The organism is Mesorhizobium sp. ES1-4 (genome assembly GCF_020164745.1).
Lineage (GTDB): Bacteria > Pseudomonadota > Alphaproteobacteria > Rhizobiales > Rhizobiaceae > Mesorhizobium.
In genome coordinates, this window is record NZ_JAIUGV010000008.1 from 112,580 (window position 1) to 130,909 (window position 18,330).

The 18,330-nt window shown below is 64.1% G+C and carries 17 protein-coding genes; 7 read left to right on the forward strand and 10 right to left on the reverse strand.

Annotation, left to right across the window (positions count from 1 at the left end):
• Window positions 1-54 precede the first annotated feature (54 nt).
• Genes LB556_RS16885 through LB556_RS16900 form a run of 4 tightly spaced genes read right to left on the reverse strand, consistent with a single transcriptional unit; the run spans window position 55 to window position 4,143 of the window.
• Window positions 55-1,242 (reverse strand): ABC transporter substrate-binding protein, encoded by a 1,188-nt coding sequence (locus tag LB556_RS16885; RefSeq protein WP_224568864.1) that lies wholly within the window; start codon window positions 1,240-1,242, stop codon window positions 55-57.
• 26 nt (window positions 1,243-1,268) lie between these two features.
• A complete protein-coding gene (locus tag LB556_RS16890) occupies window positions 1,269-2,414 on the reverse strand; it encodes an extracellular solute-binding protein (protein WP_224569084.1) in 1,146 nt (381 codons plus the stop codon).
• Window positions 2,415-2,428: 14 nt separating this feature from the next.
• Window positions 2,429-3,589: a CaiB/BaiF CoA transferase family protein gene (locus LB556_RS16895; RefSeq protein ID WP_224568865.1), complete on the reverse strand. Its 1,161-nt coding sequence runs from the start codon at window positions 3,587-3,589 to the stop codon at window positions 2,429-2,431.
• A 2-nt stretch (window positions 3,590-3,591) separates the two neighbouring features.
• Window positions 3,592-4,143, reverse strand: a complete 552-nt coding sequence (locus LB556_RS16900) for a MaoC family dehydratase (protein ID WP_224568866.1) — start codon at window positions 4,141-4,143, stop codon at window positions 3,592-3,594.
• Between the two features lie 197 nt (window positions 4,144-4,340).
• On the opposite strand from LB556_RS16900, the gene LB556_RS16905 reads away from it, so the two are divergent.
• The gene (locus tag LB556_RS16905; RefSeq protein ID WP_224568867.1) at window positions 4,341-5,438 is read left to right on the forward strand and encodes a lactonase family protein; all 1,098 of its coding nucleotides are present in this window, start codon (window positions 4,341-4,343) and stop codon (window positions 5,436-5,438) included.
• 39 nt (window positions 5,439-5,477) lie between these two features.
• Here the strand turns inward: LB556_RS16905 and LB556_RS16910 are convergent, their stop codons facing one another.
• Together LB556_RS16910 and LB556_RS16915 are read right to left on the reverse strand one after the other, a co-directional pair.
• On the reverse strand, window positions 5,478-6,455 hold the full coding sequence (locus tag LB556_RS16910; protein WP_224568868.1) for a Tim44 domain-containing protein: 978 nt from the start codon (window positions 6,453-6,455) through the stop codon (window positions 5,478-5,480).
• Window positions 6,456-6,527: 72 nt separating this feature from the next.
• Window positions 6,528-6,827, reverse strand: coding sequence for a zf-TFIIB domain-containing protein (locus LB556_RS16915; protein ID WP_224568869.1), 300 nt, complete (start codon window positions 6,825-6,827; stop codon window positions 6,528-6,530).
• Between the two features lie 333 nt (window positions 6,828-7,160).
• Between LB556_RS16915 and LB556_RS16920 the strand changes: the two genes are divergently transcribed.
• Window positions 7,161-8,807: an acetolactate synthase large subunit gene (locus LB556_RS16920; RefSeq protein ID WP_224568870.1), complete on the forward strand. Its 1,647-nt coding sequence runs from the start codon at window positions 7,161-7,163 to the stop codon at window positions 8,805-8,807.
• Between the two features lie 154 nt (window positions 8,808-8,961).
• On the opposite strand, the gene LB556_RS16925 is transcribed toward LB556_RS16920, so the two are convergent.
• Window positions 8,962-9,609: a GNAT family N-acetyltransferase gene (locus tag LB556_RS16925; RefSeq protein ID WP_224568871.1), complete on the reverse strand. Its 648-nt coding sequence runs from the start codon at window positions 9,607-9,609 to the stop codon at window positions 8,962-8,964.
• A 178-nt stretch (window positions 9,610-9,787) separates the two neighbouring features.
• Between LB556_RS16925 and LB556_RS16930 the strand changes: the two genes are divergently transcribed.
• Genes LB556_RS16930 through LB556_RS16950 form a run of 5 tightly spaced genes read left to right on the forward strand, consistent with a single transcriptional unit; the run spans window position 9,788 to window position 15,527 of the window.
• Window positions 9,788-11,089, forward strand: coding sequence for an ArgE/DapE family deacylase (locus tag LB556_RS16930; protein WP_224568872.1), 1,302 nt, complete (start codon window positions 9,788-9,790; stop codon window positions 11,087-11,089).
• Complete coding sequence (locus LB556_RS16935) at window positions 11,086-12,144, forward strand: phosphotransferase (protein ID WP_224568873.1); 1,059 nt, start codon at window positions 11,086-11,088, stop codon at window positions 12,142-12,144. The genes LB556_RS16930 and LB556_RS16935 overlap by 4 nt, the downstream gene beginning before the upstream one ends.
• Window positions 12,145-13,446 (forward strand): aspartate aminotransferase family protein, encoded by a 1,302-nt coding sequence (locus LB556_RS16940; protein ID WP_224568874.1) that lies wholly within the window; start codon window positions 12,145-12,147, stop codon window positions 13,444-13,446.
• Window positions 13,447-13,461: 15 nt separating this feature from the next.
• On the forward strand, window positions 13,462-14,124 hold the full coding sequence (locus LB556_RS16945; protein ID WP_224568875.1) for a GntR family transcriptional regulator: 663 nt from the start codon (window positions 13,462-13,464) through the stop codon (window positions 14,122-14,124).
• Window positions 14,125-14,132: 8 nt separating this feature from the next.
• Window positions 14,133-15,527 carry an FAD-binding oxidoreductase gene (locus LB556_RS16950; RefSeq protein ID WP_224568876.1) on the forward strand — a complete coding sequence of 465 codons (1,395 nt, stop codon included), beginning with the start codon at window positions 14,133-14,135 and terminating at the stop codon, window positions 15,525-15,527.
• 3 nt (window positions 15,528-15,530) lie between these two features.
• Here LB556_RS16950 and LB556_RS16955 read toward each other — a convergent pair whose 3' ends face one another.
• Genes LB556_RS16955 through LB556_RS16965 form a run of 3 tightly spaced genes read right to left on the reverse strand, consistent with a single transcriptional unit; the run spans window position 15,531 to window position 18,300 of the window.
• Entirely contained in the window at window positions 15,531-16,331 is an 801-nt protein-coding gene (locus LB556_RS16955) for an ABC transporter permease (RefSeq protein ID WP_224568877.1), read from the reverse strand.
• On the reverse strand, window positions 16,328-17,200 hold the full coding sequence (locus tag LB556_RS16960) for an ABC transporter permease (RefSeq protein ID WP_224568878.1): 873 nt from the start codon (window positions 17,198-17,200) through the stop codon (window positions 16,328-16,330). The genes LB556_RS16955 and LB556_RS16960 overlap by 4 nt, the downstream gene beginning before the upstream one ends.
• Window positions 17,197-18,300 carry an ABC transporter ATP-binding protein gene (locus tag LB556_RS16965; protein ID WP_224568879.1) on the reverse strand — a complete coding sequence of 368 codons (1,104 nt, stop codon included), beginning with the start codon at window positions 18,298-18,300 and terminating at the stop codon, window positions 17,197-17,199. Before LB556_RS16965 ends, LB556_RS16960 begins: the two co-directional genes overlap by 4 nt.
• Window positions 18,301-18,330: the final 30 nt, after the last annotated feature.

The following is an 18,330-nucleotide window of genomic DNA, read 5'->3' on the forward strand; positions in this document are numbered from 1 at the left end:
GCAAGCCGGCTCCCCTGGAAGGAGCCGGCTCGTTGAGTTTGTCTGTCGCAAGCGTCACTTTGCGCAGGCGTCGGGTACCTTCGAATAATCCCAGCCCTTGGTCGGCGCCGGGTTCGAGAAATAGGCGTCGAGCCATTCCTCCGGCATCGGGTCCTTCGGCGGGATCGGGAAGATCGAGACGGCATCCGTCGTCATGCAGTCCTTGTACCAGGCACCGAGATCGGCGTTGTGCACCGGCGGGATCGGGATCAGCAGCGTGTTCAGCTTCGGCTTCTGGCCGTCGAGCATACGCTCGCCGACCCGGAACAGCGTCTCGGCGGTCCAGTGCGGCAGCACCGCGTGGCCTTCGAAACGGTACTTGTCGGGATTGGCTTTCCAGTAGCCGAGCGCGTCACCCGTGATCGAACCGGTGATCAGCGGCGCCGGCCGGCCGGCTTCGGCGAAGGCCTCGGCGACGACGCGGCTTTCGCTGCCGGTGGTCCACACCGCATCGATCGGCGCGGGATTGGTGGCGATCGCCTGCAGCACGACCGTCTTGGTGACATTGGCCGTCCAGTTGCCGTTGACGGTGCGCGAGACCTTCAGCTTCGGATTTTCGGCAAGCGCCTTGTCCGCGCCCTGCCGCTCCTGCACGACGATCGGGTGGCCTGCAATGCCTTCGACGAGGAGGATGCTGGCGCCGTTCGGCTCGGCCTTGCCGATCGCCGTCATCATGTCATAACCCCAGCGCGCATAGTTGGAATCGACATTGATCGCGTTCGGGCTGGTCACGGAGCCAGCAGCCGTGATGAACGGGATGCCGGCCTTGGCAGCCGCGTCAATGGCATCGTCGAGCGCCGTCGCCGAGCCCGGGATCGAGGTGATGATCGAGCACTTCTTGTCGATGAAGGCGCGGATCTGGTTGATCTGCTGGCTGGCGTCGTTGTTGGAATCCGAGACTTCGAAGCTGGATACCGTGCCGTCGGCAATCAGGCCGTCGACCAGACGCTTCAACTCCTTGGTGACGGTGACCCGCCAGGGATTGCCCTGATAGGACTCCGAGTGGCACCATTTCCACGGCTTCGGCGGCGGGTTGAAATTGTCCCACGCCGAAGGCAGCACCTTCTGCGGCGCGCCATCGTACTGCGCCTTGAGTTCGGTCGGCAGTCCGCCGATGACACCCTGGACATCCTCGGCGAAGGCGGTCGTTGCAACTGAGGCGAGTGCGGTTGCGGCCAGCAGGCCGCGGATCGTGTTTTTCATTCTTGTCTCCTCCGTTCGGTTCTGGTTCAGGCTCCTCCACCGGCAGTGCCGGACACCTGCACCGGGTTACTTTCCCGGAACAGGCTGATGAGATCGGCGACGACCTGGCGGGCCGGATGGCCTGAAGTCATGCCGGAATTGATGCGGTCGGATGCCGCCTGCTGGAACGCCATGTAGCCGTCATGGCGCGGCCGCACCCATGCGCCCTCGAGCGTCGCCCGCGTATCCCTGTAGAAATTGCCGGTCGCTTCGTTGACGGCCCGGTCCTCCCATGCGGCGGCGTGGCCGGGTTGACCACCCGCAGCGGCATAAGGACCGCGCTGCACGTCGCCGCTGGCGATCCAGTAGGCGAAGTCGATCGCGGTTTTCCTGGCCTTCGAAAACGCCGATACCGCGATCCCGGTACCGCCGAGCGCCGAGCCGACCGGGCCAGCATTCCCGATGACCGGGATGTCGGCAAAGGCCAGCCGATTTGGGCGAAACCCGGCCATCGCATAGGAGACGTAACCATAGATGAGCGGCGCGCAGACAATCCGGGAGCCGGCTTCCGCCATGCGCTCGGAGACGGCAATCGGATCCATCTCGAAACAGGCCGGATCGAGCAGCGCGGCAATCTCGCGCATTCTCTCGAAGACTTCGCTGCCCGTCTGGACATCGATCAGATCGCGCGCCGGATCGGTCGCGCAGGGATGCCCCAGATTGCCTGCCAGCGTGTAGAAGGTCATCAGGCAATGCGGCGGCCGCATCGGCAGCAGCACACGGCCCTGCCGGGCAAGATCGAGCACTTCGCTCCAGGTCGCTGCCGGCGCATCGAGCGCATCCGGCCGCCAGGCCTGCACCTGCGCCGCCGCATCGATGGGGAACGCCCATTGCCGGCCTTGCCAGGTGTAACTTGGATAGGACTGGCCGACGCTGCCTGCGACAAGGGCGGCGCGCTCAGCCTCGCGGTCGGCGACGTCGAGGGGTTCGAGACAGCGCTCCGCCGTGATCTGGCCGACATGGGGATGGTCGACGACGATCAGGTCGTAGGCGCGCGCCAGTTCCTCGACGGGGAAGGATTCGAAATCCTGCAAGGAACGCTTGTCCCACTCTATGGCAACGCCGGTTTTCTGCTCCCAAAGGGATGAACAGGCGACCATCGGGTCGTAGCCGCGCGGGTGGCTCCAGGTCATGCCCTTGAGCGTAGTCACAAGCCGAACTCCGCACGGATTTTCGCACTGTGCTCGCCGATGCGAGGGGCCGCCCGATCGACCTTGGCCCTGACGCCGTCGACCCTGAGCGGCGAACTCGTGGTGAGGATGGAAACATCGTCCTCGCGCGAGACCGTCTGCAGCATGTCGAGCGACTGAAAACCTTCACTCGCCAGCATTTCCGGCCAGGTCAGCACCTTGGCGCACCAGATGTCGGCGGGCTCCAGAACGGCAAGCCATTCGTCGATCGTCTTGGTGGCGATCTTCTGCGCGATGATCGCCTTGATGTCGTCGCGGGCCGTAAACCAGGATGCCGGCTTGTCGCGATATGGCGCCAGTTCGTTCAGCGACAGCAGATCGGCCAGTTTCGGGATCGGTGTCATGGCGATGGCGAGGTAGCCGTCCTTGGCCGGGTAGACGCCGTAAGGCGCCGACAGATAGGCGTGCGCACTGCGGAAGCTGGAGCGCCTGGGCAAGCGGCGGCCGTCATTGAGATGCGTCGTCAGCACCTCGAACTGGAAGTCGACCAGTGCCTCCAGAAGGCTGGTCTCGACATGGCTGCCCTGACCGGTGATGCCCCGCCGCACCAGCGCGGCCAGGATGCCTTGCGCGCAGGCGGCGCCCGCCAGCATGTCGCCGATGGCGAGCCCGAACGGCACCGGCCCCTGGTCCTCGTCGCCGTTCAGCCACATGACGCCGGAGCGCGACTGCGCCAGCAGGTCCTGGCCGGGGCGCTTGACCCACGGGCCTTCTTCACCGTAGCCGCTGATCGAGGCATAGACCAGGCGCGGATTGATCTTGCGCACGGCCTCGTAGTCGAAGCCGAGCCGCTCGATGACCCCCGGCCGAAAGTTCTGGATCAGCACATCGGCCTTGCCCAGAAGCCCGCGCAACACCTTCAGGTCCGCCTCGTTCTTCAAATCGATGGCAAGGCTTTCCTTGGCCCGGTTGATGGCGTGGAAGATGGTGGAATCGCCGCCGATCTCGGTGTCGCTGAGATAGAGCCGGCGCGACAGGTCGCCACCGTCAGGGCGTTCGACCTTGATGACGCGGGCGCCGAGATCGAGCAGCCTGAGCGAGCAATAGGGCCCGGACAGGAATTGGCTCATGTCGACGACGACGAGGCCGGCAAGCGGCAATTCGGCTGCTGCCGGCATCGTCATTTCTCCGTCTTGCCGACGAAATCGGCCGGGTTGCGGTACTTCACCGTCTGCAGATGCTCGCAGTAGAGAACGAGTTCGCCTTCGCCCTTGAACACCTCATAGCTGGCACGGATCAGCCCCATCTCCTTGTAACGGGGCTTCTTGTCGAGGTTGGAGCGGATCGAATAGATCGTGTCGCCGATGAAGACAGGCTTGATGAACCGCAGCTTGTCGTAGCCGTAGGAAAAGGCATTGACGCAGTTGGTGGCGACCAGTCCCAACCCCGCCGAGAAGACGAAAGCGCCGGCGATCAGCCGCTTGCCGAAAATGCCTTCGCTTTCGGCAAACATCTGGTCCTGTACGTAAGGATGGATGTCGAGCACCAGCGTGTTGAAAAGATGGCTGTCGCCTTCCGCCATCGTGCGCCGCAACGAGCGGATCTTCTGGCCGACCGGCCAGTCCTCGTAGAACCAGTTCTCCGCGTTCCACACCGGCAGGGCGGCGTGCTCTTCGGGCATATTCTTGGGATAGGTCGAGGCGACGCCAACGGTAGGGGCGAAAGTGTTCATGGCTGGCTCCGGCGGTCTCGCGGGAGGCTCCGGGCGATCGCTCGAACACGCGTCAAGGCGTCTGAATGCACGACGTCTCCTCCCGTCAATCTTCTTTTGTAAATAGTATTTTCACATATGGGGTTGCGTTGCAAGCGAGGACAGGCGAAATTTTAGTGCTCGCGCGCACCTAAGCGCCGCCGGGCAGGGAGGGAATCATGAGCGATGCGTGTCTGGTCTTTGTCGGCAGCCTGAACAGGGAGGCGCCTTACTTTCAGGGCGCGCGCGGCGTCGGCCTGGGCGTCTACAGCTTCGACGAGCAGACGCTGGAAATCCGAAAGCTGGCTGAGACCAATGACGTCGACAACCCGACATTCCTGTCGGTCACCCCGGATGGCTCGCGCATCTATGTCAATTCGGAAGTGTTCACCTGGCGCGAGGGAACTGTCTCCGCCTACAGCTTCGATCGCGCCTCGAATAAGCTGAACTACCTCAACAAGCAGCCCTCCCTTGGCAGCATCACCGCCTACAACACCATTACGCGCGGTGGCACCAAGTTGCTGGTTGCCAATTACGGCATGGGTGAGGGCGGCCCGGATCGCGCCGTCGTTGTCTATGGCTTGGACAAACATGGCGCACTGTCTGCGCCGCTCGCCAGCGTTTCGCACCAAGGCAGCGGCCCGAACGCGGCACGCCAGGAGCGCTCCCACGCCCACAGCGTCACCGAAACCATTGGCGGGGGAACGGCGATCGTCGCCGACCTCGGCATCGACAGGCTGGTGTCCTATCGGATCGGGCCAGATGGAAGCCTGACGAAGTCAGCCGAATCCGCCTTGCCGCCGGGCGCCGGCCCGCGCCACGTCGCGCTGCACCCAAACGGGCGCTTCGTCTTTGTCATGAACGAGCTGGATTCGACCGTAGTGTCGATGGCGCTGGACGACGCGTCGGGCGAGCTTTCGATCATCGACGCCAAGCCCGCGGTGCCGGCCGAATCCCGCGACAGCAACCACTGCGCCGATATCCAGACCTCGCCGGATGGCCGCTTTGTCTACGGCTCCAATCGTGGCCATGACAGCGTCGTCATCATGGCCGTCGACCAGAACACCGGCGCGTTGAGCCTCGTCGGCAACACCCCCTGCGGCGGTGCGACGCCGCGCCACCTCGCGCTGACGCCGTCGGGCGGCCACCTGTTTTCCGCCAACCAGAACGCGGACCGCATCTCGATCTTCGCCCGCGATAGCGACAGCGGCATGCTGACCGACACCGGGAAGGCCATCGAGATCGGCACGCCAATGTGCGTCAAGATCGTGACTTGAGTACCCAAAGTCGTCCTCGGGCGCCGGATATGATCCGGATCAGGCCTGCTGGATTGCCGAGAGCTTCCAGCTCGAGCCGTTCTGACGCGTGAAAGTCCACAGCTCCGTCGTTTCCGTCGGATGGTCCTCGTCGCCCTCTACGATCTTGCCGCTGGCCCGTTCGCGCGTCACGTCGCGCGACTCGTAGCGCAGTGCGGCCGTGGCATAGTCGCGGTCATCCTCGCGCCAGCTTTCGGCGATGTCGGCCTGCAGCAGGGCGATGTCGGACACGTCGTTCCTCAGACCCTTCTGGGCATTGTCGGCCAATTCCTCCGACAGATAGGACACCATTTCGGGGGTCACCAACCGGCGCAACGCGGCATGGTCTTCGCGGCCGAAGGCTTCCTGCACATCGGTCAGCAACTGCTGGAACGCGTCGAGATCGGATTGGGCTAGCGTGATCTCCTCGGAGCCGGTGGCCGGGGAGTTCCCGCCTGAACCGCCGCCAAAGCCGGGGATCGTGAACGGGCGTGCGGTGTCCGTATCATTTGCGCGGTTCTCAAATCGCGAAGCCTGGGCATTACCGGCTCCGGCAAGCGCGGGACCACGCGCGGATTGCGACCGGAAGAACCTGATGGCCAGCATGATTGCGCCGCCGATGAGCAAGGCCTGAAGCAGGAAGCCGAACATGCCGGCCAGGCCGCCGAAGCCTTGGCCGAGCAGCAGCCCGACCAGGCCGCCGATCAGCAGGCCGCGCATCATGGTTCCCCCGAAGCCGCTAAAGAAGCCGGGCCTCTGCAGGCCGGCCTGCGGCTGCCGGGCCGGAGTATTCACGCCAGTATTGGGCGTCATCGAACGTTCGACCGGGGCGGTCGGCGCCGGCGCGGTCCTGGTCGGCGGCGCCGACTGGAACGTGCGCGTGCCGCGACTGCCGAAGCTGCCGCCGCGACGAGCCTCCGCATGATCGATAGCGACCATGGAGAATGCGAGGAACAGGCCGGCAAGGAGCGTGGCGAATCGGCTTGTGCGGGAAATCATCGGGGTTACCTTTATCGATGTGGTTTGGACGTTTTCGGCAAACGCCGGTCTTGAAAGATCGGCCTCGTGCGGTCAGTCGAACAGCTCTTCGAAGAATGATTTCTTGCGCTTCGGATAGCGTTGACCATGCGAGCGGGAATAATCGTCATCGCGGCCCTGGCTGTATTGCGGCTGAGCGAATGGTGCTGGCTGCGACTGGGGTGCGGGAGCCGCGTCCTTGCTCGACCGCTCGATGATCTTGTCGAGCTCTCCGCGATCAAGCCAGACGCCGCGGCATTGTGGACAGTAGTCGATCTCGATGCCCTGGCGTTCGCTCATCACTAGAGCGACGCGGCAGGAGGGGCAAACCATGCCAAGGAGAGATGATGTCATCAGGGGCTCCGAACCAATGAAGGAATGAGCCCGCTCAACCGAAAAGAATGGAAAGGGGCCCGTTATAGCGGTCCGACATCACGGTCGCCAAAAGCGACAGTCAGAGGGGCCCGGCCCGCATTCGGGATTTAGGAACGGAGAGCGACGCCTTCAAGGGCGATATTGCCCAGAAGAAATGATTTGTTCGCCATCGCGCTTCGAGCAGCGCATTGGCGGCCGCCTTGCAGGAAATGGTGGCGTGATCGCCGGCAAAGGAGGCTTGCGCTCTTTGAGGCGTCGCATTCCGGTGCCATGATGGCTGACGGGATACCCGCATCGCAGGAGAGACGGTTCATGACCAAGGGTTCGGATTTGTTCGTGGCGGCCCTCGAGAACGAAGGGGTCGATCGGATTTTCGGCATTCCGGGCGAAGAAAATCTCGACATCGTCGAATCCATCCGCCGCTCGTCGATACAACTGATCCTGACCCGGCATGAGCAGGCGGCCGCCTTCATGGCCGCCACCTATGGCAGGCTCACCGGAAAGGCGGGTGTGTGCATCACCACGCTCGGCCCCGGGGCGCTCAATCTGACGACCGGCTCTGCCTATGCGCTTCTCGGCGCGATGCCGATGATCATGATCACCGGCCAGAAGGGTATCCTGTCGTCCAGGCAGGCGCGCTTCCAGATCGTCGACATCGTCGCGGCGATGAAGCCGCTGACCAAGCTGTCGCGCCAGATCGTCTCGCCCAAGATGATCCCGTCGCTGGTGCGCGAGGCCTTCCGCGTCGCCCAGGAAGAGCGCCCCGGCCCCGTGCATCTGGAGCTGCCGGAAGATATCGCGGCGGCCGAGTGCGAGCCCGTCGCGCTGGTGCCGACGCATCCGGTCGACCTGCCCATAGCCAGCCCGGACGCGCTCGATCGCGCTGCCCGCATGGTCCTCGAAGCCAGGCGTCCGCTGCTGATGTTCGGCGCGGCGGCATCGCGCCCGCGCGTGACCCCTGACATCGCCCAGTTCGTGCTGCGCACGCAAATACCTTATTTCACCACGCAGATGGGCAAGGGCACGGTGCCCGGCGGCACCGAACTCTACATGGGAACGGCGGCGCTCTCCGAGCGTGACTATGTGCACGAGGCCATCGAGCAGGCCGATCTGATCATCACCATCGGTCACGACACGGTCGAGAAACCGCCCTTCATCATGGGGGCGAACGGCCCGAACGTCATCCATGTCGGTTACCAGTCGGCCGATGTCGAGCAGGTCTACTTTCCGCAAGCCGAGATCGTCGGCGACCTCGGGCCTTCGCTGGCGCTGCTGGCTGATCGCGTCGAAGGCAAGATCCCCAACGCTCAGGCCTTGCTGCCGCTGCGCGAAGGCATTTTGAGCCGGATCGCCGCGCGCGCCACGGAAGACCGCTTCACGCCGCAGCGCATCGTGCATGACGTGCGCGCCGTGATGCCGGCGGACGGCATCCTCGCCCTCGACAATGGCATGTACAAGATCTGGTTCGCGCGCAACTACCGCACCCGCATGGCAAACACGCTGCTGCTCGATAACGCGCTGGCCACGATGGGCGCCGGGCTACCGTCGGCGATGATGGCGGCGATGCTCTATCCCAAGCGCCGTGTCATGGCCATCTGCGGCGATGGCGGTTTCATGATGAACAGCCAGGAACTGGAAACCGCTGTCCGGCTCAACCTCAACCTCGTCGTGCTGCTGCTTGAGGACCATGCCTATGGCATGATCCGGTGGAAGCAGGCGGTGGACGAGTTCCCGGATTTCGGCATGACCTTCGGCAACCCGGACTTCGTCAAGTACGCCGAGGCCTATGGCGCCAGGGGAACCAAGGTCCGTGCCATCGCCGATTTGCGGCCGGCGCTGGAACAGGCCTTCACCGGCGGCGGCGTGCATCTCGTCGTCGTGCCCATCGACTATTCCGAAAACACCAGGGTGCTCGTCGACGAACTGCGCGAGCGACTGCCGGCGCCGCGGGCGACATGATGCCTGCCGATATGACGGCTGCGCGACGTGGACAAAGTCCAGATCGCAGCGCAGCCGGAAGCTCTACAATTTGCAGTAAGGCGTCACCGGCGCGATCGTGCCGAAATCCTTGACGATTTCGTAGCCGATGCCGTCCGCGGCCGCGAAGACGGTCTCATCTGGCGCCAGGCACCCATTCCGTTTCGATCAACGGGATTTGCGGAGCTGCATCGCGCGGCAGGGTTCCCTTGATCCGGGGATCGTCGGTGATCTCGAACCCGGCCGCGTAGGGCTCAAAGCCGCAGGCCCTGTAGAAGCCGATGACGCTATGATGATCGATGCTGCTGGTGTGCAGCCAGATGCGGTGTGGATGCAGGCGCCATGCCTGATCGAGCGCGCCTGCCATCAGCCGTTTGCCGAGGCCGCGGCCGGTCGAGGAGGGAAAGAGCCCGAAATAGGTGATCTCGATTTCGTTGCTGTCGGCCACGCGGAACTCGGCCATGCCGACATGGCCGTCGCTTTCGTCATGGCCATAATAAATGTGCTGCCGAGGGTCGGCGAAATGCGCCGCGATGTCGGCATCCGACATTTCGGCGGCGCGGTCCCAGAGCCAGGGAGCGCCGATTCCCAGGAAGACTGCACGGTAGATTGCGGGATCGGGCTTGGTGACGCGGGTCATTGCCAGCGGTCGAGCGAGATCTGGCGTCGGGGCACGCGCCTCCATCCACGTCACTGCATTGACGATCTTGCCGGCCGGCACGCGCCGGTAGCCGGACGCGAGATCGGTGATTTCATCCGGCAATGTGCCTTCGGTAACTTGCATCTGTCCTCGATCTTCCGCCGCATGGCCTTGCCGGCCTATAAGAAGCTGATGCCAACTCTGCGACGACCTGCCAAGAGGCTCCAGCGGTGGGCCATGATTTTGGCCCACCTGTCTCCTTGCCTTTTCGGATAGTGGCATATGAGATATGATACACCATCCACGAAAAAGCAGAAATATCATGCCTGAGCGAGTTGCGGACGAGGCCATTTTGAAGGCGGTCGACGACGTCTTCGACCGCCAGCTCGCCTTCCTGGCGGATCTCGTGCGCTTTCCCTCGCAGCGCGGCGAGGAACATGCCGCCCGGTCCTTCATGGCGGCTGCGTATGAGGCCAATGGTTATGCGGTCGACATGTGGCGCGTCGATATCGATGCGATCCGCGACCTGCCTGGATTCTCACCCGTAGCGGTTTCCTACGATGACGCGTTCAACGTCGTCGCCACCCATACGCCGAAAAACGCCACCGGTCGCTCGCTGATCCTCAACGGCCATATCGACGTGGTGCCGACGGGACCGCTCGACCGCTGGGTGCGAGAGCCCTACGACCCCGTCATCGAGGACGGCTGGATGCATGGCCGCGGCGCCGGCGACATGAAGGCCGGCCTTTCGGCCTGCCTCTATGCGCTGGTCGCCTTGCGCGGCCTCGGCTACCAGCCGGCCGCGAATGTATACCTGCAGTCGGTGGTCGAGGAAGAGTGCACCGGCAATGGCGCGCTTGCTTGCCTGCAACGCGGCTACTGTGCCGATGCCGCCTTCATTCCCGAGCCGCTGGAACCACGATTGATGCGCGCACAGGTCGGCCCGATCTGGTTCCGGGTCGAGGTCGACGGCGACCCGCAGCACGCGTCGGGCGCCTTCTCGGCCGGCGCCAATGCCATCGAAAAGGCCTTCCTCGTTATCCAGGCGCTGAAGCAGCTCGAAATCGTCTGGAACGCACGCAAGGTCGATGACAAGCATTTCTGCGATCACCCGCATCCCATCCGCTTCAACCTTGGCAAGATCGAGGGCGGCGAATGGACGTCGAGCGTTCCGGCGCGTTGCGTCTTCGAGATGCGGGTCGCGACCTATCCCGGCCAGAAGCTGGAAGACGCCAGGACCGAGCTCGAGGCTTGCATCGCCGATGCGGCGCGCGCCGATCCGTTCTTGGCCAATCGCCCGCCGAGGATGACCTATAACGGCTTCATGGCCGAGGGCTATGTGCTCGAAGGCGCCGACGAGATGGAGGCCGTGCTGCGGCGTAGCCATACCGCCGTGTGGGGCGAGCCGCTGACGGAATATGTCACCTCGGCCACCACGGATGCGCGCTTCTTCGGCCTCTACGCCGACACGCCGGCGATCGTCTACGGCCCGATCTGCCGCATGCCGCACGGCTATGACGAGGCTGTCGATCTCGACTCCGTGCGCAAGGTCACCCAGACCATTGCGCTCTTCATCGCCGAATGGTGCGGTCTCGAACCCATCGAGCCCGAGGCCAGGCCATGAACGCGGGCCTGTCGGATGCCTTCGGCGAAACGCTCGCCGAGGATGCGCCGGATGTTTCGATCACGGACGCATTGGCTCTGTTGCGCCAGCACTACGGGCTCACCGGAACGGTGCGCCCGCTGCCGGGCGAACGCGACCACAATTTCCACATCCAGACAGAAGGCGAGGGCGAGTTCGTCCTGAAGGTCTCGCATCCGGCGGAAGAGGCCGGCTTCACCGATTTCCAGAACAAGGCGCTCGACCATATCCTGGCGGTCGACCCGGCCATGCCGGTTCCCTCGGTGCGCAAGAGCCTCGAAGGCGAAGCGCAGTTTATGGCCAGCGTCGACGGATCGGCGCCGCGCATCGTCCGGCTGGTCACCTATCTGCCCGGCCAGTTGCTGTCTCGCACCCCGACATCGGCGGCGCAGGACCGCAATCTCGGCATCTTCCTCGCCCGGCTTGGGCGGGCACTGCGCGGCTTCTTCCATCCGGCCGCCGGCGGCGACCTTTTGTGGGACATCCGAAAGGTCGCCAAGACGCGGCCAATGCTGGCTCACATCGCCGATATCCGTCACCGGGCGATGGTCGAGCGCGTCATCGACGCCTTCGAGCGACATGCCGCGCCTGTGATTCCCGGGCTGCGCGCGCAGATCGTCCACAACGACATGAATTCCTACAATGTGGTTATGGACGGCTCGCGGCCGGAAGTGGTCAGCGGCATCCTCGATTTCGGCGACATGATCCACTCGCCGCTGATCTGCGATCTCGCCATCGGGGCCGTCTATCGCTGGCCGGCTGAAGGTCATCCGCTGGCGCCCGCGGCACGCTTTGTCGCCGGCTATCAATCGGTACAGCCGCTGGAGAGCGAAGAGCTGGGCATCCTCTTCCACCTCATTCGTGCCCGGCTTGCTCTCATCGCCAACATCGCCAGCTGGCAGGCGCAACGGTTCCCGGCCAAACGCGACTATGTCCTGCGCCTCATCACCGAGGTCTGGGCCTCGCTGGAACGGCTGGACGAACTGTCGTCCGCGGATGCCCGCCGCTATTTTCTCGATCATTCCAATCCGGAGTAGATGCTCGTGTCCCAGTCCTCGCCCGCAAGTGCCTCCGCCGATGCCGAGCGCGCGCTGCTCGAACGCCGCGCCAGGCTGCTTGGGCCGACCTATCGCGCCTTCTACCGCAACCCGATCCATCTGGTGCGTGGCAGCGGTGTCTGGCTCTACGACGCCCATGGTCGCAAATTCCTCGATGCCTACAACAACGTCGCCTCGGTTGGACACTGCCATCCGCGCGTCGTCGAGGCCTTGTCGGGGCAGGCCGCAACGCTCAACACCCACACGCGCTATCTCAGCGAGATCATCCTCGACTACGCGGAAAAGCTGCTCGGCACGCTTCCGCCCCATCTCGGCCATGCCATGTTCACCTGCACCGGCAGCGAGGCCAACGACCTCGCCATCCGCATCGCCCAGCATTCGAGCGGCGGCACCGGCGTCATCGTCACCGACTTCGCCTATCATGGCGCCACCATCGCGACAGCACAGCTCTCGCCGGCGGCGGTCGGAGCCAAAGGCGTGCCCGCGCAGCATCGTACCGTGGCAGCGCCGGACACGTTCCGCGACCATGGCCACGCCGCGCGTGATTTCGCCGGAAATATCGCCGCCGCCATCGAGGACATGCGCGCGCAAAACATCCGCCCGGCGGCGCTGCTGCTCGACTCCGCCTTTTCCAGCGACGGCATTTTCTTCCCCGATGCTTCTGTCATGCGCGAGGCGGCGGATCACGTCAGGAAGGCCGGCGCCATCGTCATCGCCGACGAGGTCCAGTCCGGCTTCGGCCGGCTCGGCCAGGGCATGTGGGGCTTCGCCAACTATGGCCTCGAGCCTGACATCGTCACCATGGGCAAACCGATCGGCGACGGACATCCGATGGGCGCGGTGATCGTGCGACCCCAACTGGTGAGCTCGTTCGGTTCGAACACCGGCTATTTCAACACGTTCGGAGGCAATCCGGTCACCGCCGCCGTCGGCATCGCCGTCCTCGAGGTGATCGAAGGCGAGGGGCTGATCGAGAATGCACGGATGGTTGGCGTCTATACACGCGACTTGCTCGATTCCTTGCAAGGCCGCCACAGCATGGTCGCCAACGTCAGGCACAACGGCCTCTATTTCGGCGTCGAGTTGACGGCGGAGGGCGATCAGGCGTTGGCCGCTGCCAAGACCTCATCCGTCGTCGAAACCATGCGCGAGGACGGCGTGCTGATCTCGTCCTGCGGTCCGCGCGGCAATGTGCTGAAGATCAGGCCGCCGCTGCCCTTTTCCAGGGACAATGCCGAGCAACTGGCCGAGACGCTCGACCGCGCACTGTCGAAATGGTGAGTTGAGCGGGCGCACATGCTGAAGCTCGAACATCAAACCCTCAATGATCGCGCCTATGGCGCGCTCAAGCAGGAATTGATTTCGGGCGGCTTCAGCCCGGGCCAGACGCTGGTCATCCGCAAGCTCGCCGAGACCTTTGGCATTTCGACCACACCGATCCGCGAGGCGCTGCAAAGGCTGGTCGCCGAGCGGCTTCTGGAAATGCAGAACAACCGCTCGATCATCGTGCCCTTGCTGTCGGCCTCCGCATTCGATGAACTGACCTTTATCCGCATCGCCGTCGAGGGACTGGCGGGCGAGATGGCCGCGTCACGGATGACCGATGGCGGACTGATTGACATACAGGCGACGCTGGCCGGCATGCAGAGCGCCATCGAGGCCGGCGACGCCAAGGCCTATCTCTCGCTGAACGAAGCCTTCCATTTCGCCGTCTACCAGCATGCCGGCGCGCCGATCCTCTTGAACATGATCCGCGACCTCTGGGGCCGGGTCGGCCCCTACCTGAAGCTGCTGATGCAGACCGACCGCTACATTCCGCAGTCGAACGACGCGCATCACAGGATTGTCGCCGCGTTGGAGCAGCGCAATGGGCTAGCCGTCCGGGCTTCCCTTGAACAGGACATCGCCGTGGCGGCCGCGGTTCTCGCGGAAATCTTCGCGCCGACTGGTGGGGGATAGGATTGGCAATGTCGACTGAAGCAGAACGACTTCTGTCCGCTCTTGGCGGTAGGCTGGGCGCGGGCGGCGTGCTCGCCGGCTCCGACGTCGACCAGCGCTATCGGGACGATCCCGACGGCAAGCTCGGAACGCATCCCGAAATGGTGCTGCGCCCACGCGATACCGAGGGTGTCGCGGCGGCACTCGCCGCGTGCAACGCTCTTGGCCAGCCGGTCGTCGTCCAGGGCGGACGCACCGGTTTGGCCGGCGGCGCGCGCGTCCAGCCGGGCGAGATCGTGCTGTCGCTGGAGCGCATGACTGGCCTCGCCGCTCCGGACACTCAGGCAGCCACCATCGTGGCCGAAGCCGGCGCGACACTGCAGGCGGTGCAGGAGGCGGCCGACGGCGTCGGGCTGATGTTCGGTGTCGATATCGGCGCGCGCGGCTCCGCCACGGTCGGCGGCAACATCGCCACCAATGCCGGCGGCATCCGCGTGCTGCGCTACGGCATGTACCGGGCGCAGGTGCTGGGGCTTGAGGCCGTGCTTGCCGATGGCAGCATCCTGACTTCGCTCAAGGGCCTGCCCAAGGACAATTCCGGCTACGACCTCGGCCAGCTCTTTATCGGCGCGGAAGGGACGCTTGGCGTCGTCACCCGCGCCGCGCTCAGGCTGCATCCAAAGCCCGCATCCGAGGTGAACGCCTTCTGCTCGCTGCCTTCGCTCGATGCGGCGATCGCTTTGCTTGGGCTGCTGCGGCAAAAGCTCGGTCCGTTGCTGTCCGCCTATGAGGTCAACTTCGCGCCGCTCTATGACGTCATGGCCGCCAGCATGGCCATGCCGGCGCCATTGCCGGCAGGCTCACCGCTCTATGTGCTGGCCGAAATCCAGGGCAGCGAGCCCGAACGCGACGCTGAGCGCTTCGCCGAGGTCCTGATGCAGGCGGTCGAGGATGGCGTCATCAAGGATGTCGTCGTCTCGCAGTCGCCGCGCGAATTCCGCGCGCTCTGGGATGTGCGCGAAGACGCCAACCGCGTCCTGTTTTCGATGAAAGGCCTGATCAGCGTCGACATCAGCATTCCGCTGGCGCGAATGGGAGCGTTCCTTGACGAAGCGGATGCCGCCATTCATGCCGTCGATCCCGGCGCGGAGGTCTATGTCTTCGGCCATCTTGGGGACGGCAATTTGCACTATCAGGTCCTGACCGTCGATCCGGCGGCGGCATATGGCATCATCTATCGCGGCGTGGCGGCGGCCGGAGGCGGCGTCTCGGCCGAGCACGGCATCGGCCTCGACAAGAAGCAATGGCTGCACCTGGTGCGCAGCGACGCCGAAATCGGGGCGATGCGGAGACTGAAGACGGCGTTCGACCCAAAGAACATTCTGAATCCGGGACGAGTCTTCGACCTCTGCCCAGTAGCTTGAATCTCAGTTCCGTTCCGTCGCCATCTGCCTGGGGATCAGAAAACGGGCGGCGAGCACGCAGAGCAGCACGGTGAACATCAGGATCAGCGCCACCAGCGCATTGATGTCGGGGGAAAAACCAAGCCGCATCATCGCCCACAGCCTGACCGGCAGCGTGCTTTGTGTGCCGGTGACCAGGATGGTGATCATGGTTTCGTCGAACGACAGCGCGAAGGCCAGGATGGCGCCGCCGATCATGGCGCTCGATAGGTTCGGCAGGATGATGCGCCAGAAGGTCTGCCACCCCGTCGCGCCGAGATCGTAGGATGCTTCCACCAGCGTACGGCTCATCGACTGCAGCCGCATCAGCACCGTGCGATAGACGATCGCCAGCACGAAGACCGTATGGCCGATGACGACGGTCAGCAGCGAGCGTTCGAGGCCGATCTCGCGAAAGAAGATCAGGAGCGCCAGGCCGCTGATGACAGGCGGCATCAGGAACGGCAGGAAGATGATGAACTGCAGGTAAGAGCGCCCCGAGCGCCGGCCGTGATAGTAGAGCGCAAGCAGCGTTCCGCTGATCACCGAGAGCACGACGGTACAGAGGCCAACGATCAGCGTGGTGCGCAAGGCGGCCAGAATCTCATGGTTTCCAGCCAGCGTCACATAGGTCGAAAGGGTGGGCGACGACCAGTCGACATTGCCATGTGAAATGGTGAAGAACGACGACACGATCGGCACGAACAGCGGGCTGTAGAGCAGCACCGCGACCAGCGCCGTGATCGCGGCCAGGAAGATCGTGGAAGGCCGGGGCAGCGCGATCATACCGACGTCCCCCGGCTGCGTCCAAACCGTTCGCCGACGAGAATGGCGGCGATCACCACGATCGCCAGTGCCACCGACAGCGCCGCGCCAAACGGCCAGTTGTAGGCGGTGCCGAACTGGCTGTAGAGGATGCGGCCGAAGGTGAAGCCGCTGATCCCGCCGACCATCTGCGGGGTCAGGAAATCGCCGATCGCCAGCACGAAGACGAAGCTCGCCGCCGAGGCGACCCCGGGCATGCTGAGCGGCAAGGTGATGCGCAGGAACGTCTGCAAGCCGCTGGCGCCCAGATCATCCGAGGCACGCAGCAGGGTTTGCGGAATCCGCTCCAGCGACAGGAAGATGGGCAGGATGGCGAAGGGGATCAAAAGCAGGCTCAGCGTCAGAAGGATGGCGTTCATGTTGAACACGAAAAGTGTCGATGGCTGGTCCAGGATGCCGAGCGCCACCAGCGCCTTGTTGAGGAAGCCGTTGAGGCCGAGGATGCTGCGGATCGCGTAGATCTTGATTACGTAGCTCATCAGCAGCGGCACCAGGAGCAGCATCAGCAAGGCGTAACGCCAGCGCCCTTTCAGCGTCGTCAGGAAATAGGCGGCGGGATAGGCGAGGAGGATGCAGATCACCGCCACCGACACACACAGCACGATGGTGTTCCAGAATACCGGCAGAAAGATCGGATCGGTGAAGAACCTGGCATAGTTGCCGAGCGTCGGTACATGGACGATCGTGCCCTGGTCGACGCTGAAGAAGCTGTAGACCAGGAAGATCGCCAGCGGCACGAGGACGAAGATCACCGGCAAGGCGAAGGCCAGCATCGTCACCAACCGCGACAACAGCCGCTCCGCGGAATCTGTCGAGCCGGCTCCGCTCATGCCAGCACCAGATGGCCTTCGTGCGGCGCAAATGAAAGTGAGACCGTCTCGCCTGACTTGAGCACGCTGCCGCCGATCCGGCTCGGCATGCGCAGCCGCAGGCGTTGCGAGGCATTATCGGCACCCGCCGCGATCGTGGCGACGGTGGATGAACCGGCAAAAGCCAAGTCGGCGATGGTACCGGAAAAGCGGTTGCCGCTGTCCGTTGCATCCGCAAGATGCAAGGCTTCCGGACGGAACGCCGCGAAGGCGCTGGCGCCATCGGGAGCGGCCTTGAGATGCGGCTGGCCGCCGATCGAGCAGACCAGGCGTCCGAGCGCCGTCTCGATCGGTCGCTGCTCGCCCTGCACGGGGCCGAGCTTTCCTGCCACCAGATTGTTCTCGCCGAAGAAGCGCGCCACGAATTCGCAATTCGGTTTGTAGTAAAGCTCATGCGGCGTGCCGAGCTGGCGGATATGGCCAGCCTGCATGACGCAGATCCGGTCGGCCATGCCGATGGCTTCTTCCTGGTCGTGTGTGACGAACAGGAAGGTGGTCTTGATTTCGCGCTGGATGGATTTGAGGAACTCCTGCATCTGCCGGCGCAATTCGAGGTCCAGTGCCGCGAGCGGCTCATCGAGCAGGATCAGGCGCGGCTGGCAGATCAGCGCCCGGGCGAGCGCAACGCGCTGCCGCTGGCCGCCGGAAAGCTGCGATGGGAAACGCTCGGCAAAGAGCCCGAGCTGCACAAGATCGAGAGCTTCTCCGACACGCCGCGCGATCTCCGTGCGCTTGAGATGCCGCACCGAAAGCCCGTAGCCGACATTGCCGGAAACGGTCATATGCGGGAACAGCGCATAATCCTGGAACACGGTGTTGAACGGCCGCCGGTTGATCGGCATGCGGCTGATGTCTTCGCCGTCCAGCCGGATTTCGCCCGAGGTCAACGGCTCCAGCCCGCCGATCAGCCGCAGGACCGTGGTCTTGCCCGAACCCGACGGCCCAAGAACGGTGAGGAATTCGCCGTCCCGGATCGACAGGTCGATGTCGTGCAGCACGGGAACCGTGCCGTAGGCTTTCGAAACGGACCGCAGCGTCAAGAGGTCGGTGTTCTGGTTCATGGACTATTCTCGCATACGCTTCGGCGGTCC